The sequence below is a fragment of the Azonexus sp. IMCC34839 genome, from assembly GCF_047047955.1.
Lineage (GTDB): Bacteria > Pseudomonadota > Gammaproteobacteria > Burkholderiales > Rhodocyclaceae > Azonexus.
In genome coordinates, this window is record NZ_CP150631.1 from 489,202 (window position 1) to 506,854 (window position 17,653).

The window sequence follows — 17,653 nt, forward strand, 5'->3', positions numbered from 1 at the left end:
CTTTCGAAATATTTGCGTTCCCGATGCCGGTGCTGTTCCAACGTATTGCTGTCACGACCTGGTTGAAGGTGCTCGCGGTCATTGCGGCGGCTGTGCTGCTGGCTACGGGCATCGAGCATTTCGACCGGGGCGAGGCCGAGCAGGCGGCGATGCGGCGGACGGAAGTGCAGTTGCGGGCAGCGGTGATGCGCCTGGAACGCGACCTGGCGTCCATCGTTCAGGTCAATTACGATTTTGCTGCAGCGCTGCCGGCCAATCTGGAGGTTGGCGAGGAACGTTTGAACCAGGTGGCCGAACGCCTGATTTCCGGTCACCGGCGGATCATCAATGTGACCTTGTCGCGGGGGCTGGTCGTTACCTTCGCTTATCCCTACCAAGGTAACGAAGCCGTGCTCGGCATGAACTACGCCACGCGGCCGGATGTGATGATCGGCGTGCAACGCGCGCTGGATCGACAGGACACGGTTTGGGGCGGGCCCTTCAAGTTGGTGCAGAGCGGTCGCCCTGGGGTGGTCAGCCGGACGCCGATCTACCTGTCTGCCTCCGGCCAGTTGCCTGAGTTCAAGGGTGTGGTATCGACCGCCGTCGATTTCGAAGGCTTGCTGGCCGATGCCGGCCTGCTGGCGGAGGATCTGCCGTTCAGCCTGGCGATGCGTGGTCGCGATGGCTCCGGCATCCAGGGTGATCCTTTCTTCGGCGATGTCGGCATTTTCCAGCGGCCGCATGTAACGGTCGATCTGATGTTGCCGGGTGGTGCCTGGCGGCTAGCAGCCGAGCCGCGCCAAGTGAGACTTGATCCGCTACGTATCTGGCTGGTACGCGGCGGTTGCGGGCTGATCGCGCTGGCGCTGATCGCCTCCGTGTTACTGCGTGCCCGGGCGAAAGCGTTGGCGGATGAAGCCGAAAGCAGGGTCGAGTCCGGCGGCAAGCGGCGCCAAGTCGGCTTGCGTGCTTTCCTGCTGGGTTCATTGTTGCTCGTGTTGTTGCCCATCGTGGCGATCAGCGGCTGGATTTCCTATCGCAATGCGCGGCATTCGTCTGAGGTGTTCGTCCAGTCGCTGGCCGCATCCTTGAGCGAGCGGGTGCATGACAAGGTCTCGGCGTTTTTTGAGGTGCCGCGTCGCATCGTGGCGTACAACGCCGAGATGGCTCGCGCCGGGGGGCTCGATATCGGCAATCGCGAGGCGCTGATGCAGCGCTTCCTGTTGCAGATTCGGCAGCAGCCCTTGCTGACCTTCATCTCCATCGGTCTGCCCGACGGTGAGTATTACGCCGGCAGCCGCCCACCGCTCGGCAGCGATCGCGGCCTGCGCATGCTGCATGCGCGCATTGCCGACGACCGGGTGATGCACATCTACCGGGCCGACGACGCTGCCCGGCGGACGACGCTGGTTTCACGCGGCAACAGCGATTTCGACGCGCGTAGCCGGCCTTGGTTCAAGGCTGCCGTGGCCAAGGGAAGCATGGCCTGGTATCCGGCCTACCGCTATGTGATCAACGATGCTGCCGGGGCCTACGATACGCTCGGCATCGGCATGTCGGTCCCCCTGTATGGCGCCAAGGGCGAATTCCTCGGCGTGACTACGGCGGATGTCGCCTTGTCGCAGCTGAGCGCTTTCCTGCGCGAGTTGAGCGTCAATACCAGCGGCGTGGCATTCATCGCCGAACAGGATGGCAAGCTGTTGGCCACCTCGACCACCGAGCCGATTTACCGGATCGACGAAAACACGACGCTTCGCTTCGATTTTGCCAGCAGCGACAACGCCATGCTGCGTGCTGCCGGTAGTGCCCTGCGCCAGGCCGGCACACCGGAAGGCAGGGCGGCTGTCGGCCTGGCGGGCGCCGACTACCTGCTCGACTGGCACACCCTGCAACTGGAGCAGGGGCCGAAGCTGACGATTGGCGTCATCTTGCCGCGCAGCCACTTCGATTCGGTGGCGAGCGACATGCTGCACAACATCATCTATCTGGCGCTGGTCGTTTCGCTGTTCAGCATCCTGATCGGTTTGCTGGCCACCGACTGGGTTTCGCGGCCGTTGATCCAGCTATCGCAAGCTGCGTCCAACATGGCGGCCGGCAAGTGGCGTCTGGGTAGTGCCATGCGTAGCCCAATCCGCGAAGTGGGAACCTTGTTCGCCGCGATGCGCGACATGGCCGCACAATTACGTCAGCACACCGACAATCTCGAACGCCAGGCCAACGAACTGCGTCAGGCCAACGACCATCTCCTGCACGAAGTCGCGGAGCGGGAAAAGTCGGAACAAAGGGTTCAGGCGCTCAATGCCGATCTGGAAAACGCCAATCAGCAGTTAACCCAGGCCAAGGAGTCGGCCGAAACGGCGAACCGGGCGAAGTCGGTTTTCCTGGCCAACATGAGCCACGAATTGCGGACGCCGATGCACGGCATCATGGGCATGATCGCGCTGGCCCGCGGGCGCATGGCGGATGCCAAGGGGCAGGAACAACTCGACAAGGCCAAATCGGCGGCCAACCGGCTGCTGTTGATCATCAACGACATCCTCGATATTTCGAAGATCGAATCCGAGCGCCTCGTGCTCGAGCAGGCGGAATTCAAGCTGGGCAGCGTGCTGGAGAACATCGCCAGCCTGGTCGGGCATCAGGCCGAATTGAAAGGCCTCGCGTTGCATCTGGATAGCGCGTCGACCTTGGCGCGCCAGGGAGTGGTCGGCGATTCGCTGCGCCTGAGCCAGATTCTGCTCAATCTCGCCGGCAATGCGGTGAAATTCACGCCGTCGGGCGAGGTTGCGGTCAGCTTGAGCTGTGTCGAGGACAACGCGGCCGACATGCTGTTGCGTTTCGAGGTGCGCGATACGGGCATCGGCATCGCCCCGGAAGACAAGGATCGTCTGTTCGACGCCTTTTCCCAGGCCGACAATTCAATCAGCCGCAAGTACGGCGGCACCGGCCTGGGGCTGGCGATCAGCCGCCAGTTGGTGCAGATGATGGGCGGCGAGATCGGCGTCGACAGTACGCTGGGTGTGGGGAGTACCTTCTGGTTCACCGTTCGTCTGGGCAAGGCGGCTTCGATCGCTTCCGATGCGGTGTCGGAACTGGCGCCGATGAGCGCCGAGTCGGCTTTGCGCGCGCGCTATGCAGCGGCGCGCGTCCTGCTGGTCGAAGACGAGCCGATCAACCAGGAAGTTGCGGCCGGATTGCTCGAAGATGCCGGGTTGACGGTCGAGTTGGCGGGCGATGGCGCCATCGCACTGGCCAAGGCGCGGCAGGACCGCTATGACCTGATCCTGATGGACATGCAGATGCCCAACATGAACGGCATGGAGGCGACGCGGGCCATCCGGGCCGATTCGCTGAACCGCGACACGCCGATTCTGGCCATGACGGCCAATGCCTTCGACGAGGACAGGCAGGTCTGTCTGGAAGCCGGCATGAACGACCATATCGGCAAGCCGGTGAAGCCCGATCACCTCTATGAAACCCTGCTTCATTGGCTGGAGCAGGCGCGCAAGCGTCAGGCCTGATCACGTGCCGCCTACCAGGGGGCGTCGCCCTCCGGCACGCGGTATTGCGCGAAGCGCTCGGCCAGGAAATCGATGAAGGTGCGCACCTTGGCCGACAGGTGGTGGCGCGGCGGATAGATGGCGTGAATGTCGGCGGCAGTGCCGACCCACGGCGTCAGCACACGCACCAGTTCGCCGGAACGCAGGTAGGGGGCGATGTCCCATTCCGAACGCAGCACGATGCCGTGCCCGGCCAGCGCCCAGTCCACGGCAATTTCGCCATGATTGACGCCAAGCCGGCTGCGCACCTTGACCATGGTCTGCTGCTTGCCGTCGGTCAATTGCCAGTTGTTGAAGGCGCGCTTGTTCTCGCGGATGACGATGCACTGGTGGTCCTGCAAATCGCGCGGTGTCGTCGGCAGGCCATGCTCGGCTAGATAAGCCGGTGCGGCACATAGCAGGCGGCGGTTGGAGGCGATCTTCCGCGCCATGATGCGGGCGTCCGGCGGCGGGCCGAAGCGGATGGCGATGTCGAAGGCGCCTTCGGTCAGGTCGAGGTGGCGATCCGACAAATGCAGGATGACCTCGACTTCCAGCCAGGCCTTGGCGAACTCGGCGATCAGCGGCCCCAGGTGGCGGCGGCCGAAACCAAAGCCGGCGTTGATGCGCAGCAGGCCGCGCGGCGTGTCGCGGCTTTCCGTCAAGGAACGCTCCAGGCGCTCGATGTCGCGCAAGATGTTCTCGCCGTCTTCGAGGTAACGCTCGCCTTCCGGTGTCAGACTGACGCGGCGGGTCGTGCGGTTGAGCAGACGCACGCCAAGGCGCTGTTCCAGCGCGGCCAAGCGGCGGCTGACTACTGGCGGCGTTACGTCGAGTGCCTGCGCCGCCGCGGCCAGGCTGGGTTGGCGGGCGAGCAGGGCAAAGAAGGCGAGATCGGTGGTGCTGTCCATTATTGTGTTTAAGGCAATAATCAATTGACTTGCTTTGTATTGTAGTTCGTTCGGCGATCAATATCATGGGCTGGTCGCCTACCGTGGCGGTTCGGCCCAACTCTCCTCCGGGCTGAACAGCCATCGCGGGGCGGCCATTTTTTGCCTTTTTAGCCGGTGCACCGCAGCAATGACGCTTTTGAGCCTGTTTCCCAGCCTGACCGATCTTTTCCTGACGCTCGCCCTCGGTGCCAGCCTGGGTTTTCTCGGCGGGCTGTTTGGCATCGGTGGCGGCATTGTCGCCGTGCCGTTGTTCGTGCTCGGCTTTCATATGGAGCAGCCGCTGGCGCAGGGCACCGCGCTGGTCCTGATGGTGCCCAACCTGTTGATCGGCTGGTGGCGCTACAGCCAACGCCATCCGGTGCCGCTCAAGGCGGCGCTGGCCATCGGCCTGTCGGCAACGCTGACCACCTGGCTGATCGCCCACGTGGCGACGAGCTCGCTGAACCCGACCGTGATGCGCCTGCTGTTCAGCGCCTGCATCACGCTGCTGGCCCTGCAACTGCTGGTACCGCGCCGGAAAAAGGAAGAAGGCTGCGGCACGCTCAAGGTCGGCGCCTTGCCTTTCGTCGGCATGGCCGGCGGCAGCAGCATGGGCTTGCTCGGTATCGGCGGCGGCTTGATCGCAACGCCCTTGCTCTCCGGTTGGCTCGGCTTGCGCCAGACCGTGGCGCAAAGCCTGTCGCTGGCGCTGGTGGCGCCGAGTTCGGCGGTGGCGCTGGCGACTTACGCTGGCGCCGGGCGGGTGGATTGGAGCCTCGGCTTGCCGATGGCGATTGGCGGACTATTTACCGTTTCGGCCGGCGTCGCGCTGGCACACAAGCTGCCGGAACGCCGCATGCGCGTGGCCTTCGGCTGGATGCTGGTAGCGACGGCCCTGTGGCTGGTGCTTGGGCCGGCGCTGCGCTGAGGGTGGTTCCGGGAAGCGCTCAGGCTATCGTCGCCCCCGCGAAGTCCGGAAGCCGGTAGGTCGACTTCCTGGATTCCCGCTTTCGCGGGAATGACAGTTTCAAAGGTATCAGGGTGGGTCCTAGCGGGTTTTGCAGCCCGCTTCGCACTGCTGGTAAGTGCTCAGGCAGGCGCCGTCGCCGTCGCGTTTGCCACGACCCTGGCAGGCGTAGAGACGGTCGCCGCACTGGCGGACGCAGGCGTTCTGTTCCATCTGGGCAGCAGTCGGCTCGCCGCGCAGCGGCAGGCGGACGACGCCCGGTTGTGCGCTGCAGGCAGAGAGGTCGATGGCGTGCTTGGGAGCGGGCAGCAATTGCCATTCCTCGTCGGAAAAAGCGAGTTCGTTCTGCAGGCGGTCGATGGCGGCTGCGCCCTGGCCGATCAGGCCAGAGGCTTGCAGGGTGCCGAGGGCCACGCAATCGGCCCGGCGGGCCTGGGCCGGCGTCGGCAGGGCGGCGGGCGGCAGGCCCATGGCCAGGCGGGCGCAGGATTGGGCGAAGAAGAATTCGCGGGCCAGCGGCGACAGCTCGGGGAAGAGTTCCGGGTTGTGGCGGATGACGCGGCGGCCATCCTCGCCACCGAAGCGGACGATGACCGGCAGGCTCGTATCGGCTTGTGCCTTGTAGCTGCGGCCGTTAGCGTCGGTACAGGTTTGCATTTCGATGGTTTCGGCCGCCGTGGCATGGGTGGCGAGGCCGAGGCAGAGCGCCAGTGCGAGCAGAATGCGCATCGATTTTCCTTCTTAACTGATTGACCGGATGACGATCAATTATAGGCCGTTGCCTTCAGCGCAGCCCCATCAGCGCCATCTTGCGGCGCAGGAAGGCGATCTGGGTCTGCAACGGCAATTGCTTCGGGCAGACATCGTGGCAGCCGACCAGCGACATGCAGCCGAACACGCCGTCGTCGTCGCCGATCAGCTCATAGAAATCCTCGTCGCTACGCGTGTCGCGCGGATCGAGGCGGAAGCGGCCGATCTTGTTGAGGCCGATGGCGCCGACGAAATGCTCGCGCATCTGCGCCGTGCCGCAGCCGGCGATGCAGCAGCCGCATTCGATGCAACGGTCGAGTTCGTAGATTTCTTCGGCCAGCGCCGGTTCCATGCGTTCTTCGAGGGCGTCGAGCTTGGGCGCGCTGTTGGCGTGGATCCAGGTTTGCAGGCGTTCGCTGGTGCCGCGCATCCATTTGCCGGTATTGACCGACAGATCGCCGATCAGCTCGAAGACGGGCAGCGGGGCGAGGGTGATGGTGTCGCCGAGGTCACGCGTCAGCGTGCGGCAGGCGAGGCCGGGGCGGCCGTCGATCAGCATGGCGCAACTGCCGCAGATGCCGGCGCGGCAGACAAAATCGAATTGCAGCGAGTTGTCTTGTGTAGCGCGGATTTCGTTCAGCGCGATGAACAGCGTCATGCCTTCGGCTTCTTCGATGGCGAAATCCTGCAAGTGCGGCACGCTGGAAGGATCGGCCGGGTTGTGGCGCAGGATGCGCACGGTCAGTCGGCGCGGCTGGCCGTTGGCGGGCGATTTCTTGAAGAACGGGATCATGCGATGTCTTCCAGGCGGGCGTTGGGGCCGCGCAGATGCTCGGGCAGCAGGTGGCGGAAGGGCATCAGCGCTTCCTGCAGGCTGTGGCGATCGGCGTTGCCCAGGCTGGCCTTGATGGTTTCGATGCGAGTCTGCCGGTGCGCCGTGTCGGGATGCTCGATGAAGTCGCGCGCGCCATAGCCGCGCCAGCCGGGCGGCAGTTCCATGCGGCGCACGTCGAGCGCCTCGTAGGCCAGGCTGGGCACCAGTTGCTCGGGATCGGGCCAGGTGGCCAGCGTGCGTTTCAGCCAGTCGGCGTCGTTGCGGCGCGGGTAGTCGCTGCGGAAATGGGCGCCACGGCTCTCGGTGCGCTGGCGGGCGCCGTGGGCGACGCACAGGGCGAGCTTGAGCATTTTCTGCAGGCGCCAGGCGGTGGTCAGCTCCGGATTGGCCCCGGCCCGATGGCTTTGCAGGCCGATCCGGTGGCTGCGCAAAATCAGCGATTTCAGCTCGTGCACCGCAGCAGTCAGATTTTCACCGTCGCGCACGATGCCGACCTTCTCGGTCATCAGTGCCTGCATGCTGCGCAACAGGTCGTGGGCGTTCTCGCTGCCGTGATTGGCTGCGATGGCGGCGAATTCCTGGCGCACGCGTTCGCCGCATTCGCGAATCAGCGCGGTCGATACCTGCATGTCGCCTTCCGGCGAGGCGCAGTAGTCGGCGATGGCTTCGCCGACGATCATGCCGGAAACGACGGTTTCGGCCACCGAATTGCCGCCCAGACGGTTGAAGCCGTGCAGGTCCCAGCAGGCGGCCTCGCCGCAGGCGAACAGTCCGCGCAGGCCGCGGGCGTGGCCGTGGGCATCGGTGCGGATGCCGCCCATCGAGTAGTGCTGGGCCGGGCGCACCGGAATCCATTGCTTGGCCGGGTCGATGCCGAGGAAGTACTGGCAGATTTCCTTCACCTCGCGCAGCTTGCCGTTGATGTGCGCTTCGCCGAGCAGGGTGATGTCCAGCCACAGGTGTTCGCCGAAACGCGACTTGACGCCCTTGCCGGCGCGGATGTGCGCTTCCATGCGGCGCGACACGACGTCGCGCGAGGCCAGTTCCCTCTTTTCCGGCTCGTAATCCGGCATGAAGCGGTGGCCGTCGACATCGCGCAGCAGGCCGCCGTCACCGCGGCAGCCTTCGGTGACCAGGATGCCGGCGGGGAAGATGGCGGTCGGGTGGAACTGCACCGCCTCCATGTTGCCAAGTGGGACGACGCCGGTGTCCAGCGCGATGGCCGCGCCGATGCCTTCGTTGATCACCGCGTTGGTGGTCGATTGGTAGATGCGCCCGAAGCCGCCGGTGGCGATGCAGGTGGCGCGAGCAACGTAGGCGACGAATTCGCCGTTGATCAGGTTACGCACGATGGCGCCGTGGCAGCGTTGGCCGTCATGGATCAGCGCCACGGCTTCCATGCGCTCGTGCACCGGAATGCCTTCGGCGATGGTCTGGTCGGAAACGGCGTAGAGCATGGCGTGGCCGGTGCCGTCCGAGACGAAGCAGGTGCGCCACTTCTTGGTGCCGCCAAAGTCGCGGGCGGTGATCAGGCCATGGGCGGCTTCGGGTTCCTGCAAGGTGACGCGCTGGCCGTCGATGATGACTTCGTGTGCTCCGGCCTGCACGCGGTTCCACGGTACGCCCCAGGCCGCCAGCTCGCGCACGGCCTTGGGTGCGGTGTGCACGAATATGCGGGCGACTTCCTGGTCGCTGCCCCAGTCGCTGCCGCGCACGGTGTCTTCGAAATGGACGTCCTCGTTGTCGCCAGCGCCTTTCAGGGTATTGCCCAGGCTCGCCTGCATGCCGCCCTGGGCGGCGGCCGAGTGCGAGCGCTTGGGCGGCACCAGGCTGAGGATGATGACCTTCTGCCCACGCTTGCGGGCCGCCAGGCCGGCGCGCAGGCCGGCCAGACCGCCGCCGATGATCAGGACGTCGGTGTGAATGGTTTCCATGTCAGTGTTTCGCCGAGCTGACGGCGGCAGGCGGCGTATAGCGCTCACCAGCCTTGTCGGCGTGGGCGCGGCCGAGATCGACGTAGGCCGCCAGCGTGACCAGGCCGAGCACGATGAAGAAGGTGCTCAACAGGCTCTTGCCCAGGCGCAGGCGGCGCCGGCTTTGCCCGGCGGTGCGGGCGTGGAACCAGCCCCATTTGATGGCCAGCCGGTAGAGACCGATGCCGCCGTGCAATTCGGCGGCGAACAGCAGGATCAGGTAGAGCGGCCACATGCCGCCGGTCCACACGCGGTCGGCCGACTCGAAGGGGCCGATCAGCGAGGGCTGGGTCAGCATCTGGTAGAGGTGGATGGTGGCCAGGAAGAAGAGGGCGAAGCCGGTCCACACCTGGAACCACCACATATTGGTGTCGGCATGGCGGAAGCTGTTGCGATGGCGCGCGAAGGCCAGGTACTGGCGGAAATTGGCCGGGAACTTGCGCAGGGCGAGCCAGGCGTGCAGCACGAAAACGGAGGTAACGAGCCCGACGACACCGGAAACAAGAATCGGGTAGGGCTTGCCAAGCAGCCAGGCGCCTTCGAAGAAACGGGCGACCCGGTAGAAGACCTCATGGCTGATCAGGATGGACGACACGAAGCCCATGTGGGCGAGCAGGAAAAGCCCGAGAAAGAGGCCGGAGGCGCTTTGCAGAATGTCGAGACGAGCCGGCCAGCGGCTCTTGCGCGGCAGCGCGCGAACCCCTTGGCGCGGACGCGGTGCGGCCAGAGCCTGCACGCTCAGCTGGCCGCTGGCGTCAATGCTCAGGCGCTCGGTCGGGGCGCCCAGTGGGTCGGGGTGACTTGCCATGATGCTTCTCTGTTTGCTTTCGTGTCGGAGGCGGAATAACCGTTTCCGTTATGTGCTTTTATTTGACTCTAGCACGCCGTGAAAGGGTATGTGGGAATATTTTGTGCAATGCAACAAAAATGCGAATCGGGTGTGCGTGAATGCGACATTTTTCTAATGTTTTCCCATGTGTAAGGCTTTTGTAAGGTGGTTTGATGCAATGCAGCAATTCAAGGGCGTTATTGGCGATCTGTTAAGATGCGCACCAACTTTCCCGGCGTAATTTCCCCTTGGCTTCCCTACAGGAAATCTTCTCTCCCGACGGCGCGTTGGCGCGTGCCATCGACGGCTATCGCATTCGTCCGCAGCAGCTCGAAATGGCGGAACGCATTGCGGCCGCCATCCACAGCAACTCGGTGTTCATCGCCGAGGCGGGGACGGGTACGGGCAAGACCTTCGCCTACCTGGTGCCGGCGCTGAAGTCGAACGGCAAGGTAATCGTCTCGACCGGGACCAAGACCCTGCAGGACCAGCTGTTCAACAAGGACCTGCCGATGGTGCGCGATGCGCTGAAGGCGCCGGTCAAGATTGCATTGTTGAAGGGGCGGGCCAACTATGTCTGCCCTTATCACCTCGAACGTTCGATGGCCGAAGGTCGCTTCCTGACCAAGGAAGATGCGGCCGACGCCCGGCGCATCGCGGTCTTCGCCAAGACCACGCAGACCGGCGACAAGGCTGAATGCATCGAGGTGAACGAAAACTCGCCGGTGTGGAACAGCGCCACCTCGACGCGCGACAATTGCCTGGGCCAGGATTGCCCAGACTACAAGGAGTGCTTCGTCATGCAGGCGCGCAAGGAAGCGATGGCGGCCGATCTGGTGGTAGTCAATCATCACCTCTTCTTTGCCGACGTGATGCTGCGCGACGAAGGCATGGCCGAGCTGCTGCCGGCCTGCAACACGGTGATCTTCGACGAAGCGCACCAGTTGCCGGAAGTGGCGACGCTGTTCTTCGGCGACAGCGTGTCCACCGCGCAAGTGCTCGACCTGGCGCGTGATACGCGTTCGGAAGGCCTGGCCAGCGCGCGCGACTGCCTCGATCTGCAAACCGCCAGTCGGGCGCTGGAAAAGGCGGCGCGTGATCTGCGCCTCGCCGTCGGCGTCGATGCCGGGCGTTTTTCGCATCCCCAATTGCTGGAAAAGCCGGAATTCCTGCCGGCTGTCGCCGCGCTGGAAGAGGAGGTCGCCAAGTTCGCCGCCATTCTCGAAACGCAGGCGCAGCGCGCCGAAGGGCTGGAGAAATGCTGGCAGCGCGCGCTCGAAATGCAGCAGCGCCTCGCACAGTGGCAAAACCCGGTCGATGCCGGTTACGTGCGTTGGGCCGAAGCTTTTACGCAGTCGCTGCAACTGAACTCGACGCCACTCGACGTCGCCAACATCTTCCGCAAGCAGATGGGCGGCCATCCGCGTGCCTGGATCTTCACCTCGGCCACCCTGGCGGTGCAGGGCAAGTTCCACCACTACTGCGCCGAACTCGGCCTGGGCGATCCGGAGAGCGGATGCTGGCAAAGTCCATTCGACTATGGCGAGCAGGCCATTCTCTACGCACCGCTCGGCATGCCCGATCCGAACGACTGGAGCTATACCGAAAAGGTGGTCGAAGCGGCGTTTCCGGCAGTGCGCGCAGCTGGCGGCGGCGCCTTCTTCCTGTGCACCAGCCTGCGCGCCATGCGCCGCACGCATGAACTGCTCAAGGCCAAAATCGAGGACGAGGGGCTGGATATTCCGCTGCTGGTGCAGGGCGAGGGCAGCAAGAACGATCTGCTGCAACGCTTTCGCCACATGGGCAATGCCGTGCTGGTCGGCAGCCAGAGCTTCTGGGAAGGCGTGGACGTGCGCGGCGAGGCGCTGTCGCTGGTCGTCATCGACAAGATTCCGTTCGCGCCGCCCGACGATCCGGTGCTGTCGGCGCGCATCGACCAGATGAAGAAGGAAGGCCGCAACGCCTTCATCGAGTACCAGTTGCCGCGCGCCGTCATCAACGTCAAGCAGGGCGCGGGTCGCCTGATTCGCGACGAAAACGACAAGGGCGTGCTGATGATCTGCGATCCGCGACTCATATCAAAGCCCTATGGCCGCCGCGTGTGGCAAAGTCTGCCGCCAATGAAGCGCACCCGCGAATTGCAGGTGGTGCTCGATTTTTTCGCCAACCGCTGAATTTGTCCCGCCGACCATGAAAGCCACCTTCGATCGCCTGCGCCAACGCCAGCCGCAACTGTTCTCGGCGGCCGACCTGCATTTGCCCGCTGCCAGCCGGCAGGCGATGACGGAGATCATCGACGCCATCGAGTCGGTCATCGCGCTACCGGCCTATCAGGCTCAGGTGCTGGCGCAAGCGCCAGCCATCGCCCGCCTGCCGAATGCGGCGCGCGGCGTTTTCATGGGCTACGACTTTCATCTGACCGAGACCGGGCCGAAGCTGATCGAGATCAACACCAATGCCGGCGGCGGCTTGCTCAATGCCTATCTGCTGGCGGCGCATGGGCATGAGGACGAAGCGGCGCGCCTGTGTGCCGATTACGTCGAGATGTTCCGCGAAGAGTGGCGATTGGCGCGCGGCGATGCACCCTTGCGCCGCATCGCCATTGTTGACGAAGCGCCGGCCGGGCAATTTCTCGCCCCCGAGTTCGAGTTGTTCCGCGATCTGTTCGCGGCCAACGGCATCGCCGCCGTGGTGGCCGACCCGGCCGAACTGGGCAGCGACGGCGAGCATCTGCTGCACACCGGCGAGCCAATCGACCTGATTTACAACCGATTGACCGATTTTTCCTTCACTGCTGCGGTGCACGGGCATATAAGGGCAATTTTCGAAAGCGGCGGCGTGGTCGTCACGCCGCATCCGCGCGCCCATGCGCTCTATGCCGACAAGCGCAATTTGATGCTGCTGTCCGATACGGCGGCATTGACTGCGCTGGGCGTGCAAGAGGCCACGCAGCAAACCCTGCTTGCCGGCATCCCGCGCGTCGTCAGCGTGACGCCGGAGCAGGGCGATGCCTTCTGGGCCGAGCGCAAGCGCTGGTTCTTCAAACCCCCGGCCGGCTTCGGCAGCCGTGCCGCCTATCGCGGCGACAAGCTGACCAAGCGCGTGTTCGAGGAAATCCTGCACGGCGGCTACATCGCGCAGGAAATCGCGCTGCCTTCCGAGCATGTCGTGCCGGTCGAGGGCGGCGAGGCGACGATGAAGGCCGACATCCGCTGCTACGTCTACGCTGGGCGCATCCAATGCGTCGCGGCGCGCCTCTATCAGGGGCAAACCACCAATTTCCGGACACCGGGTGGCGGTTTTGCCCCGGTGTTCTTCGCCTGAACGAGTAAAATCCCGCCATGAAAGTCTTTGGCATCGCCGGCTATTCCGGTTCCGGCAAGACCACCTTGCTGGAAAAACTCATTCCCCAGCTCACGGCGCGCGGCCTCAAGGTCTCGGTGATCAAGCACGCCCATCACGGGTTCGACATCGACAAGCCGGGCAAGGATTCCTATCGCCACCGTGAGGCCGGGGCGACCGAGGTGCTGCTCTCCTGCGGCGACCGCTGGGCCTTGATGCACGAACGACGCGACGAGCCGGAACCGACCCTGAACGAGTTGATCGGCCACCTGTCGCCGTGCGATCTGGTGCTGATCGAAGGCTTCAAGCAGGAACCGGTGCCCAAGCTGGAGGTCTATCGCCCGGAAAACGGCAAGCCGCCGCTCTTTCCCGAGCGTTCCGACATCGTTGCCGTCGCCACCGACGCCGAGCTGGTCACCGATCTGCCCACGCTGCCGATCAACGACGCGGCCGCCATCGCCGATTTCATCTTGCAAACCCTGAACTTGCAGAAAACATCATGCTGAGTTTCGAACAAGCCCTGGAAACACTGCTGGCTGCCGCGCAGCCGGTCGAAGAAGTGCGCCACGTGCCGCTGCTTGCCGCCGCCGGCCGCGTGCTGGCCGAAGCGCAACGCTCCACCGTCGCCGTGCCGCCGCTCGATAATTCGGCGATGGACGGCTACGCAGTGCGCGCCGCCGATATCACCGCCGCCGGCGTCTGCCTGCCGGTCAGCCAACGCATTCCGGCCGGCACGGTCGGTACGCCGCTGCAAGCCGGCACTGCCGCCCGCATCTTCACCGGCGCGCCGATTCCGGCCGGAGCCGACGCCGTGGTGATGCAGGAACGCTGCGAACATGGCGAGGCCGGCGTGGTGATCAATCATGTGCCGCATGCCGAAGAGAACATCCGCCGCGCTGGCGAGGACATCGCGGTCGGCGCTGAAATCCTGCCGGCCGGCGTCCGTCTGCGCCCGCAGGAAATCGCTCTGGCCGCCTCGGCCGGCCTGCCGGAACTGCCGGTGTATCGCCGCGTACGCGTCGGCCTGTTTTTCACTGGCGACGAACTGGTGCAGCCGGGCGAGCCGTTGCCGCAGGGCGGCATCTACAACTCCAACCGCTACGCCTTGCGCACGCTGCTCGAAAGCCTGGGCTGCGAAGTGCGCGATCTCGGCGCGGTGGCCGATACGCTGGAGGCGACGCGCGATGCGCTGCGCCGCGCGGCGGCCGAGAATGATCTGGTCGTCACCAGTGGCGGTGTCTCGGTCGGCGAGGAAGACCACGTCAAGCCGGCAGTTGAGGCCGAAGGCAAGCTGGACATGTGGAAGATCGCCATCAAGCCGGGCAAGCCGCTGGCTTTCGGCGAGATTCGCAAGGCCGAAGGCGGCAACGCGTGGTTCATCGGCCTGCCGGGCAATCCGGTGGCGGCTTTTGTCACGGCGCTGATGCTGGTGCGCCCCTTCATCCTGCGTTTGCAGGGCGTTCAACACGTTCAGCCGCGGGTCCTGACTTTGCGCGCCGATTCCGCCTGGGTCAAGGCCGACAAGGCACGCGCCGAGTTCCTGCGCGCCCGCCTGAACGACCAGGGTGGCGTCGAGTTCTACGCCAATCAGGGCTCGGCGGTCGCAACCTCCTTGTGCCATAGCGACGGGCTGGTGATCAACCCGGTCGGCCAGGTGGTCAATCCCGGCGATACGGTCGCCTTCGTGTCTTTTGCGGAGTTGCTGGCATGAGCGTCCAGGTGCTGTATTTCGCCAGCCTGAAGGAAGCGCTGGGCATGAGCGGCGAGAGCGTCGACTTCTCGGCCGAGGTGGCCACTGTGGGCGCGCTGCGCGAGCGCTTGATCGGGCAAGGGCGCGCGGCGCTGGCGACCGCAAAAAACCTGCGCTGCGCCGTCAATCAGGAGATGGTCAAGCTCGATGCCCCGGTCGCTGACGGCGACGAAGTGGCCTTCTTCCCGCCGGTCACTGGCGGCTAAGCGCGCCTTAACAAGGAAAACACATGTCCATCCAATGGTATCCCGGCCACATGACCTCGGCCCGCAAGAAGGCGGCCGAGACGCTGGCCATGGCCGATGTCGTGGTCGAGGTGCTTGATGCCCGCCTGCCGGCGGCCTCCAGTAATCCGATGATCCACGAACTGCGCGCCTTCCGCCAACGGCCTTGCCTCAAGCTGTTGAACAAGGCCGATGTGGCTGACCCGGTAGCGACCAAGGCCTGGCTGGACTTCTACAGCCAGCAGCCGGGCGTCAAGGCGGTAGCGATTTCGTGCAAGAAGGCGAGCGACGTGGCGCGCATTCCTTCGCTCGCGCAGCAACTCGCGCCGCATCGCAACGATGCGGTCAAGCCGCTGCGCCTGATGATCATGGGCATTCCCAACGTTGGCAAATCGACGCTGATGAACGCACTGGTCAAGAAGAAGGTGGCGGCGGTGGGCGACATGCCGGCGGTGACCAAGAGCCAGCAGCGCATCGACGTCAGTTCGCGCCTGACCCTCTACGATACCCCAGGCATGCTGTGGCCGAAGATCGAGCATCCACTCGACGGCATGATGCTGGCGGCCAGCCATGCCGTCGGCGTCAATGCCTACCATGAGCTGGAAGTCGGTACCTGGCTGGCCGGTTTCCTGTTGGAGCAATATCCGGAACTGCTCAAGGGCCGCTACGGTCTGACGACGGAAGGCATGGATGCTGTCGGCGTGATTGAAGCCGTCGCCAAGAAGCGCGGTTGCATTTTGAAGGGGCGGGGCGGTGAACTCGACCTGGAGAAGGCGTCGCAACTCCTGCTGACCGATTATCGTACCGGGACCTTGGGGCGAATCAGCCTGGAAACGCCGCAGCTGAGGGAGGATCGCCTGAAGCAGACCTTCGAGCCCCCTGTCTCGAATGCAATTGACAAAGATTGATAAATGTAAAGGATTTGTCAGTTTTTGCTGCGATAATCCGTTCGAATGATCTTGATTAATCGAGGCTGAATGGATACCCGATTGCGCTATCTCCCGATTTCAGAAGTCGTTGCCGGCATGGTGCTCGGGGCGCCGCTGACCTTGGTCGAGCATGGACGGAAAACCTTTGCCTTGCCGTCCGGACATAGCCTGACGGAGGAGAATCTTCGGCAAATTGCCGTCCATCACGGCGAATTTGCCTGCATCGAAGTGCCTGAGTTGCGCTCGGAGGCTGAAATTGCCGAACAAGTCCGGCAGGCAACCGAGAAGCTGGATCGCATTTTCGCCAGGGCCGACCGTAGCCAACCCCAGATCGAAGGCCTGTATCAGGCTGTCTTGCGCTACAGGAGCCTGTAAATGAGCATGCTTCTGGATCAAGCGCAGATTCTTGAAAAGGCCGCACTGCTGCCGGCGTTTCCAACCGTCGTCAGCGATTTGCTGGCCTCGCTGGAAGACGACAACTCGACGCTGGGGATCTTGTCCCATCTGGTGGCCAAGGATCCGGTTATCACCGCGCGCATTCTGTCCCTGGCCAATTCGGCGGCCATGGCCGGGCACGGCCAGCAGGACCGGCGCGACATCCAGGGGGCTGTTTCGCTAATCGGCCTGGCCAGGGTCCGTGAGCTGGCCTTGTCACTCAGCCTGAACAGCTTTACCGAGCAGTTTGGTGTGGGGCGCTATTTCTGGACGCACAGCGTGGCGGTTGGCGTTGCCGCACAGGAGCTGGGGCGCAAGTATCACTTCCAGCCCGACTATGCCCTGGTCGCCGGCTTGCTGCACGATATCGGTCAACTATGGATGGTCCGCTTTCATCCCGAAGCCTGGCAACAAGTGCAGCGGGAAGTCATGAACTGGGATCGCGATATTTGCGAAGCCGAGCGGCAGTTCTTCGGGCTCGATCACACCGAGGTCGGCAAGGTGCTGGCCGAACACTGGAATTTGCCAGCATCGCTGATCACGGCTATTGCGCACCATCACGATGGTCACGCGGCTGGCGACAAGCTGGTCGCAGTGACCCACGTCGCCGAGGCCATCGTCAATGCACTGGACTTGTCCGCCGGTAACACGTCTCGTGTAACGGTGCTTTCCGATCAAGCTTGCGATCTGTTAGGCATTGATTGGCAAGAGGATTTTGGTTTTCTCTTCGGCAAGATCGAGGCGCGAACGGAAGTGTTGAGCGCCTGGTTCCAGTAACGCCAAAGAGACTTCGAGTCCTGTTCGAAAACCGTCCGGGAAAAATCATTTTGGCGAAAACAGCGATCTAGTCTTGCTTTTCGCTATTGGCAGGCTATAATGCGCGCCCTGTCAGTACTCGTTGCTGACAAGCAATTCCCCGATAGCTCAGTCGGTAGAGCGCCGGACTGTTAATCCGTAGGTCCCTGGTTCGAGCCCAGGTCGGGGAGCCAAGATGCCGACGGCTCGCTGCAAGGCGAGCCGTTTTCGCATGTTGCCCATGTGGCTCAGTGGTAGAGCACTCCCTTGGTAAGGGAGAGGTCGGCAGTTCGATCCTGCCCATGGGCACCACCCCTTTATTTCCCCGTTGTCAGTTCTGGCCAGCATTTCCAGTGGCCACAGGCCGAACGTGC

The 17,653-nt window shown here is 63.9% G+C and carries 15 protein-coding genes and 2 tRNA genes; 12 read left to right on the forward strand and 5 right to left on the reverse strand.

Going from position 1 to position 17,653, the window contains the following annotated elements:
• The first annotated feature begins 23 nt into the window (after window positions 1-23).
• Window positions 24-3,500 (forward strand): ATP-binding protein, encoded by a 3,477-nt coding sequence (locus WIF35_RS02520; RefSeq protein ID WP_412479998.1) that lies wholly within the window; start codon window positions 24-26, stop codon window positions 3,498-3,500.
• Window positions 3,501-3,511: 11 nt separating this feature from the next.
• Here the strand turns inward: WIF35_RS02520 and WIF35_RS02525 are convergent, their stop codons facing one another.
• A complete protein-coding gene (locus tag WIF35_RS02525; protein ID WP_412479999.1) occupies window positions 3,512-4,429 on the reverse strand; it encodes a LysR family transcriptional regulator in 918 nt (305 codons plus the stop codon).
• 169 nt (window positions 4,430-4,598) lie between these two features.
• On the opposite strand from WIF35_RS02525, the gene WIF35_RS02530 reads away from it, so the two are divergent.
• On the forward strand, window positions 4,599-5,378 hold the full coding sequence (locus WIF35_RS02530; RefSeq protein ID WP_412480000.1) for a sulfite exporter TauE/SafE family protein: 780 nt from the start codon (window positions 4,599-4,601) through the stop codon (window positions 5,376-5,378).
• A gap of 120 nt (window positions 5,379-5,498) precedes the next feature.
• Here the strand turns inward: WIF35_RS02530 and WIF35_RS02535 are convergent, their stop codons facing one another.
• The 4 genes from WIF35_RS02535 to WIF35_RS02550 are packed head-to-tail and all read right to left on the reverse strand — an operon-like array spanning window position 5,499 to window position 9,783.
• Window positions 5,499-6,146 carry a hypothetical protein gene (locus tag WIF35_RS02535; protein ID WP_412480001.1) on the reverse strand — a complete coding sequence of 216 codons (648 nt, stop codon included), beginning with the start codon at window positions 6,144-6,146 and terminating at the stop codon, window positions 5,499-5,501.
• A gap of 55 nt (window positions 6,147-6,201) precedes the next feature.
• Window positions 6,202-6,960 carry a fumarate reductase iron-sulfur subunit gene (locus tag WIF35_RS02540; protein ID WP_412480002.1) on the reverse strand — a complete coding sequence of 253 codons (759 nt, stop codon included), beginning with the start codon at window positions 6,958-6,960 and terminating at the stop codon, window positions 6,202-6,204.
• Complete coding sequence (locus WIF35_RS02545) at window positions 6,957-8,936, reverse strand: fumarate reductase flavoprotein subunit (RefSeq protein ID WP_412480003.1); 1,980 nt, start codon at window positions 8,934-8,936, stop codon at window positions 6,957-6,959. The genes WIF35_RS02540 and WIF35_RS02545 overlap by 4 nt, the downstream gene beginning before the upstream one ends.
• Before the next feature lies 1 nt (window position 8,937).
• Window positions 8,938-9,783: a fumarate reductase cytochrome b subunit gene (locus WIF35_RS02550; RefSeq protein WP_412480004.1), complete on the reverse strand. Its 846-nt coding sequence runs from the start codon at window positions 9,781-9,783 to the stop codon at window positions 8,938-8,940.
• Between the two features lie 269 nt (window positions 9,784-10,052).
• On the opposite strand from WIF35_RS02550, the gene WIF35_RS02555 reads away from it, so the two are divergent.
• From WIF35_RS02555 to WIF35_RS02600, 10 genes are all read left to right on the forward strand, one after another.
• Window positions 10,053-11,978 (forward strand): ATP-dependent DNA helicase, encoded by a 1,926-nt coding sequence (locus WIF35_RS02555; protein ID WP_412480005.1) that lies wholly within the window; start codon window positions 10,053-10,055, stop codon window positions 11,976-11,978.
• A gap of 16 nt (window positions 11,979-11,994) precedes the next feature.
• Window positions 11,995-13,128: a hypothetical protein gene (locus WIF35_RS02560; RefSeq protein WP_412480006.1), complete on the forward strand. Its 1,134-nt coding sequence runs from the start codon at window positions 11,995-11,997 to the stop codon at window positions 13,126-13,128.
• 17 nt (window positions 13,129-13,145) lie between these two features.
• On the forward strand, window positions 13,146-13,652 hold the full coding sequence (gene mobB / locus WIF35_RS02565) for a molybdopterin-guanine dinucleotide biosynthesis protein B (protein ID WP_412480007.1): 507 nt from the start codon (window positions 13,146-13,148) through the stop codon (window positions 13,650-13,652).
• Window positions 13,646-14,857 (forward strand): gephyrin-like molybdotransferase Glp, encoded by a 1,212-nt coding sequence (gene glp / locus WIF35_RS02570; RefSeq protein WP_412480008.1) that lies wholly within the window; start codon window positions 13,646-13,648, stop codon window positions 14,855-14,857. Before mobB ends, glp begins: the two co-directional genes overlap by 7 nt.
• Window positions 14,854-15,102: a molybdopterin converting factor subunit 1 gene (gene moaD / locus WIF35_RS02575; protein WP_412480009.1), complete on the forward strand. Its 249-nt coding sequence runs from the start codon at window positions 14,854-14,856 to the stop codon at window positions 15,100-15,102. Before glp ends, moaD begins: the two co-directional genes overlap by 4 nt.
• A gap of 23 nt (window positions 15,103-15,125) precedes the next feature.
• Window positions 15,126-16,028 carry a ribosome biogenesis GTPase YlqF gene (ylqF, locus tag WIF35_RS02580; RefSeq protein ID WP_412480010.1) on the forward strand — a complete coding sequence of 301 codons (903 nt, stop codon included), beginning with the start codon at window positions 15,126-15,128 and terminating at the stop codon, window positions 16,026-16,028.
• Between the two features lie 69 nt (window positions 16,029-16,097).
• Window positions 16,098-16,424 carry a hypothetical protein gene (locus WIF35_RS02585; RefSeq protein ID WP_412480011.1) on the forward strand — a complete coding sequence of 109 codons (327 nt, stop codon included), beginning with the start codon at window positions 16,098-16,100 and terminating at the stop codon, window positions 16,422-16,424.
• Window positions 16,425-17,261 carry an HDOD domain-containing protein gene (locus WIF35_RS02590; RefSeq protein WP_412480012.1) on the forward strand — a complete coding sequence of 279 codons (837 nt, stop codon included), beginning with the start codon at window positions 16,425-16,427 and terminating at the stop codon, window positions 17,259-17,261. It abuts the gene before it with no gap.
• 136 nt (window positions 17,262-17,397) lie between these two features.
• Window positions 17,398-17,473 (forward strand) — tRNA-Asn (locus tag WIF35_RS02595).
• A gap of 43 nt (window positions 17,474-17,516) precedes the next feature.
• Window positions 17,517-17,591: transfer RNA gene (locus WIF35_RS02600), tRNA-Thr, on the forward strand.
• Window positions 17,592-17,653: the final 62 nt, after the last annotated feature.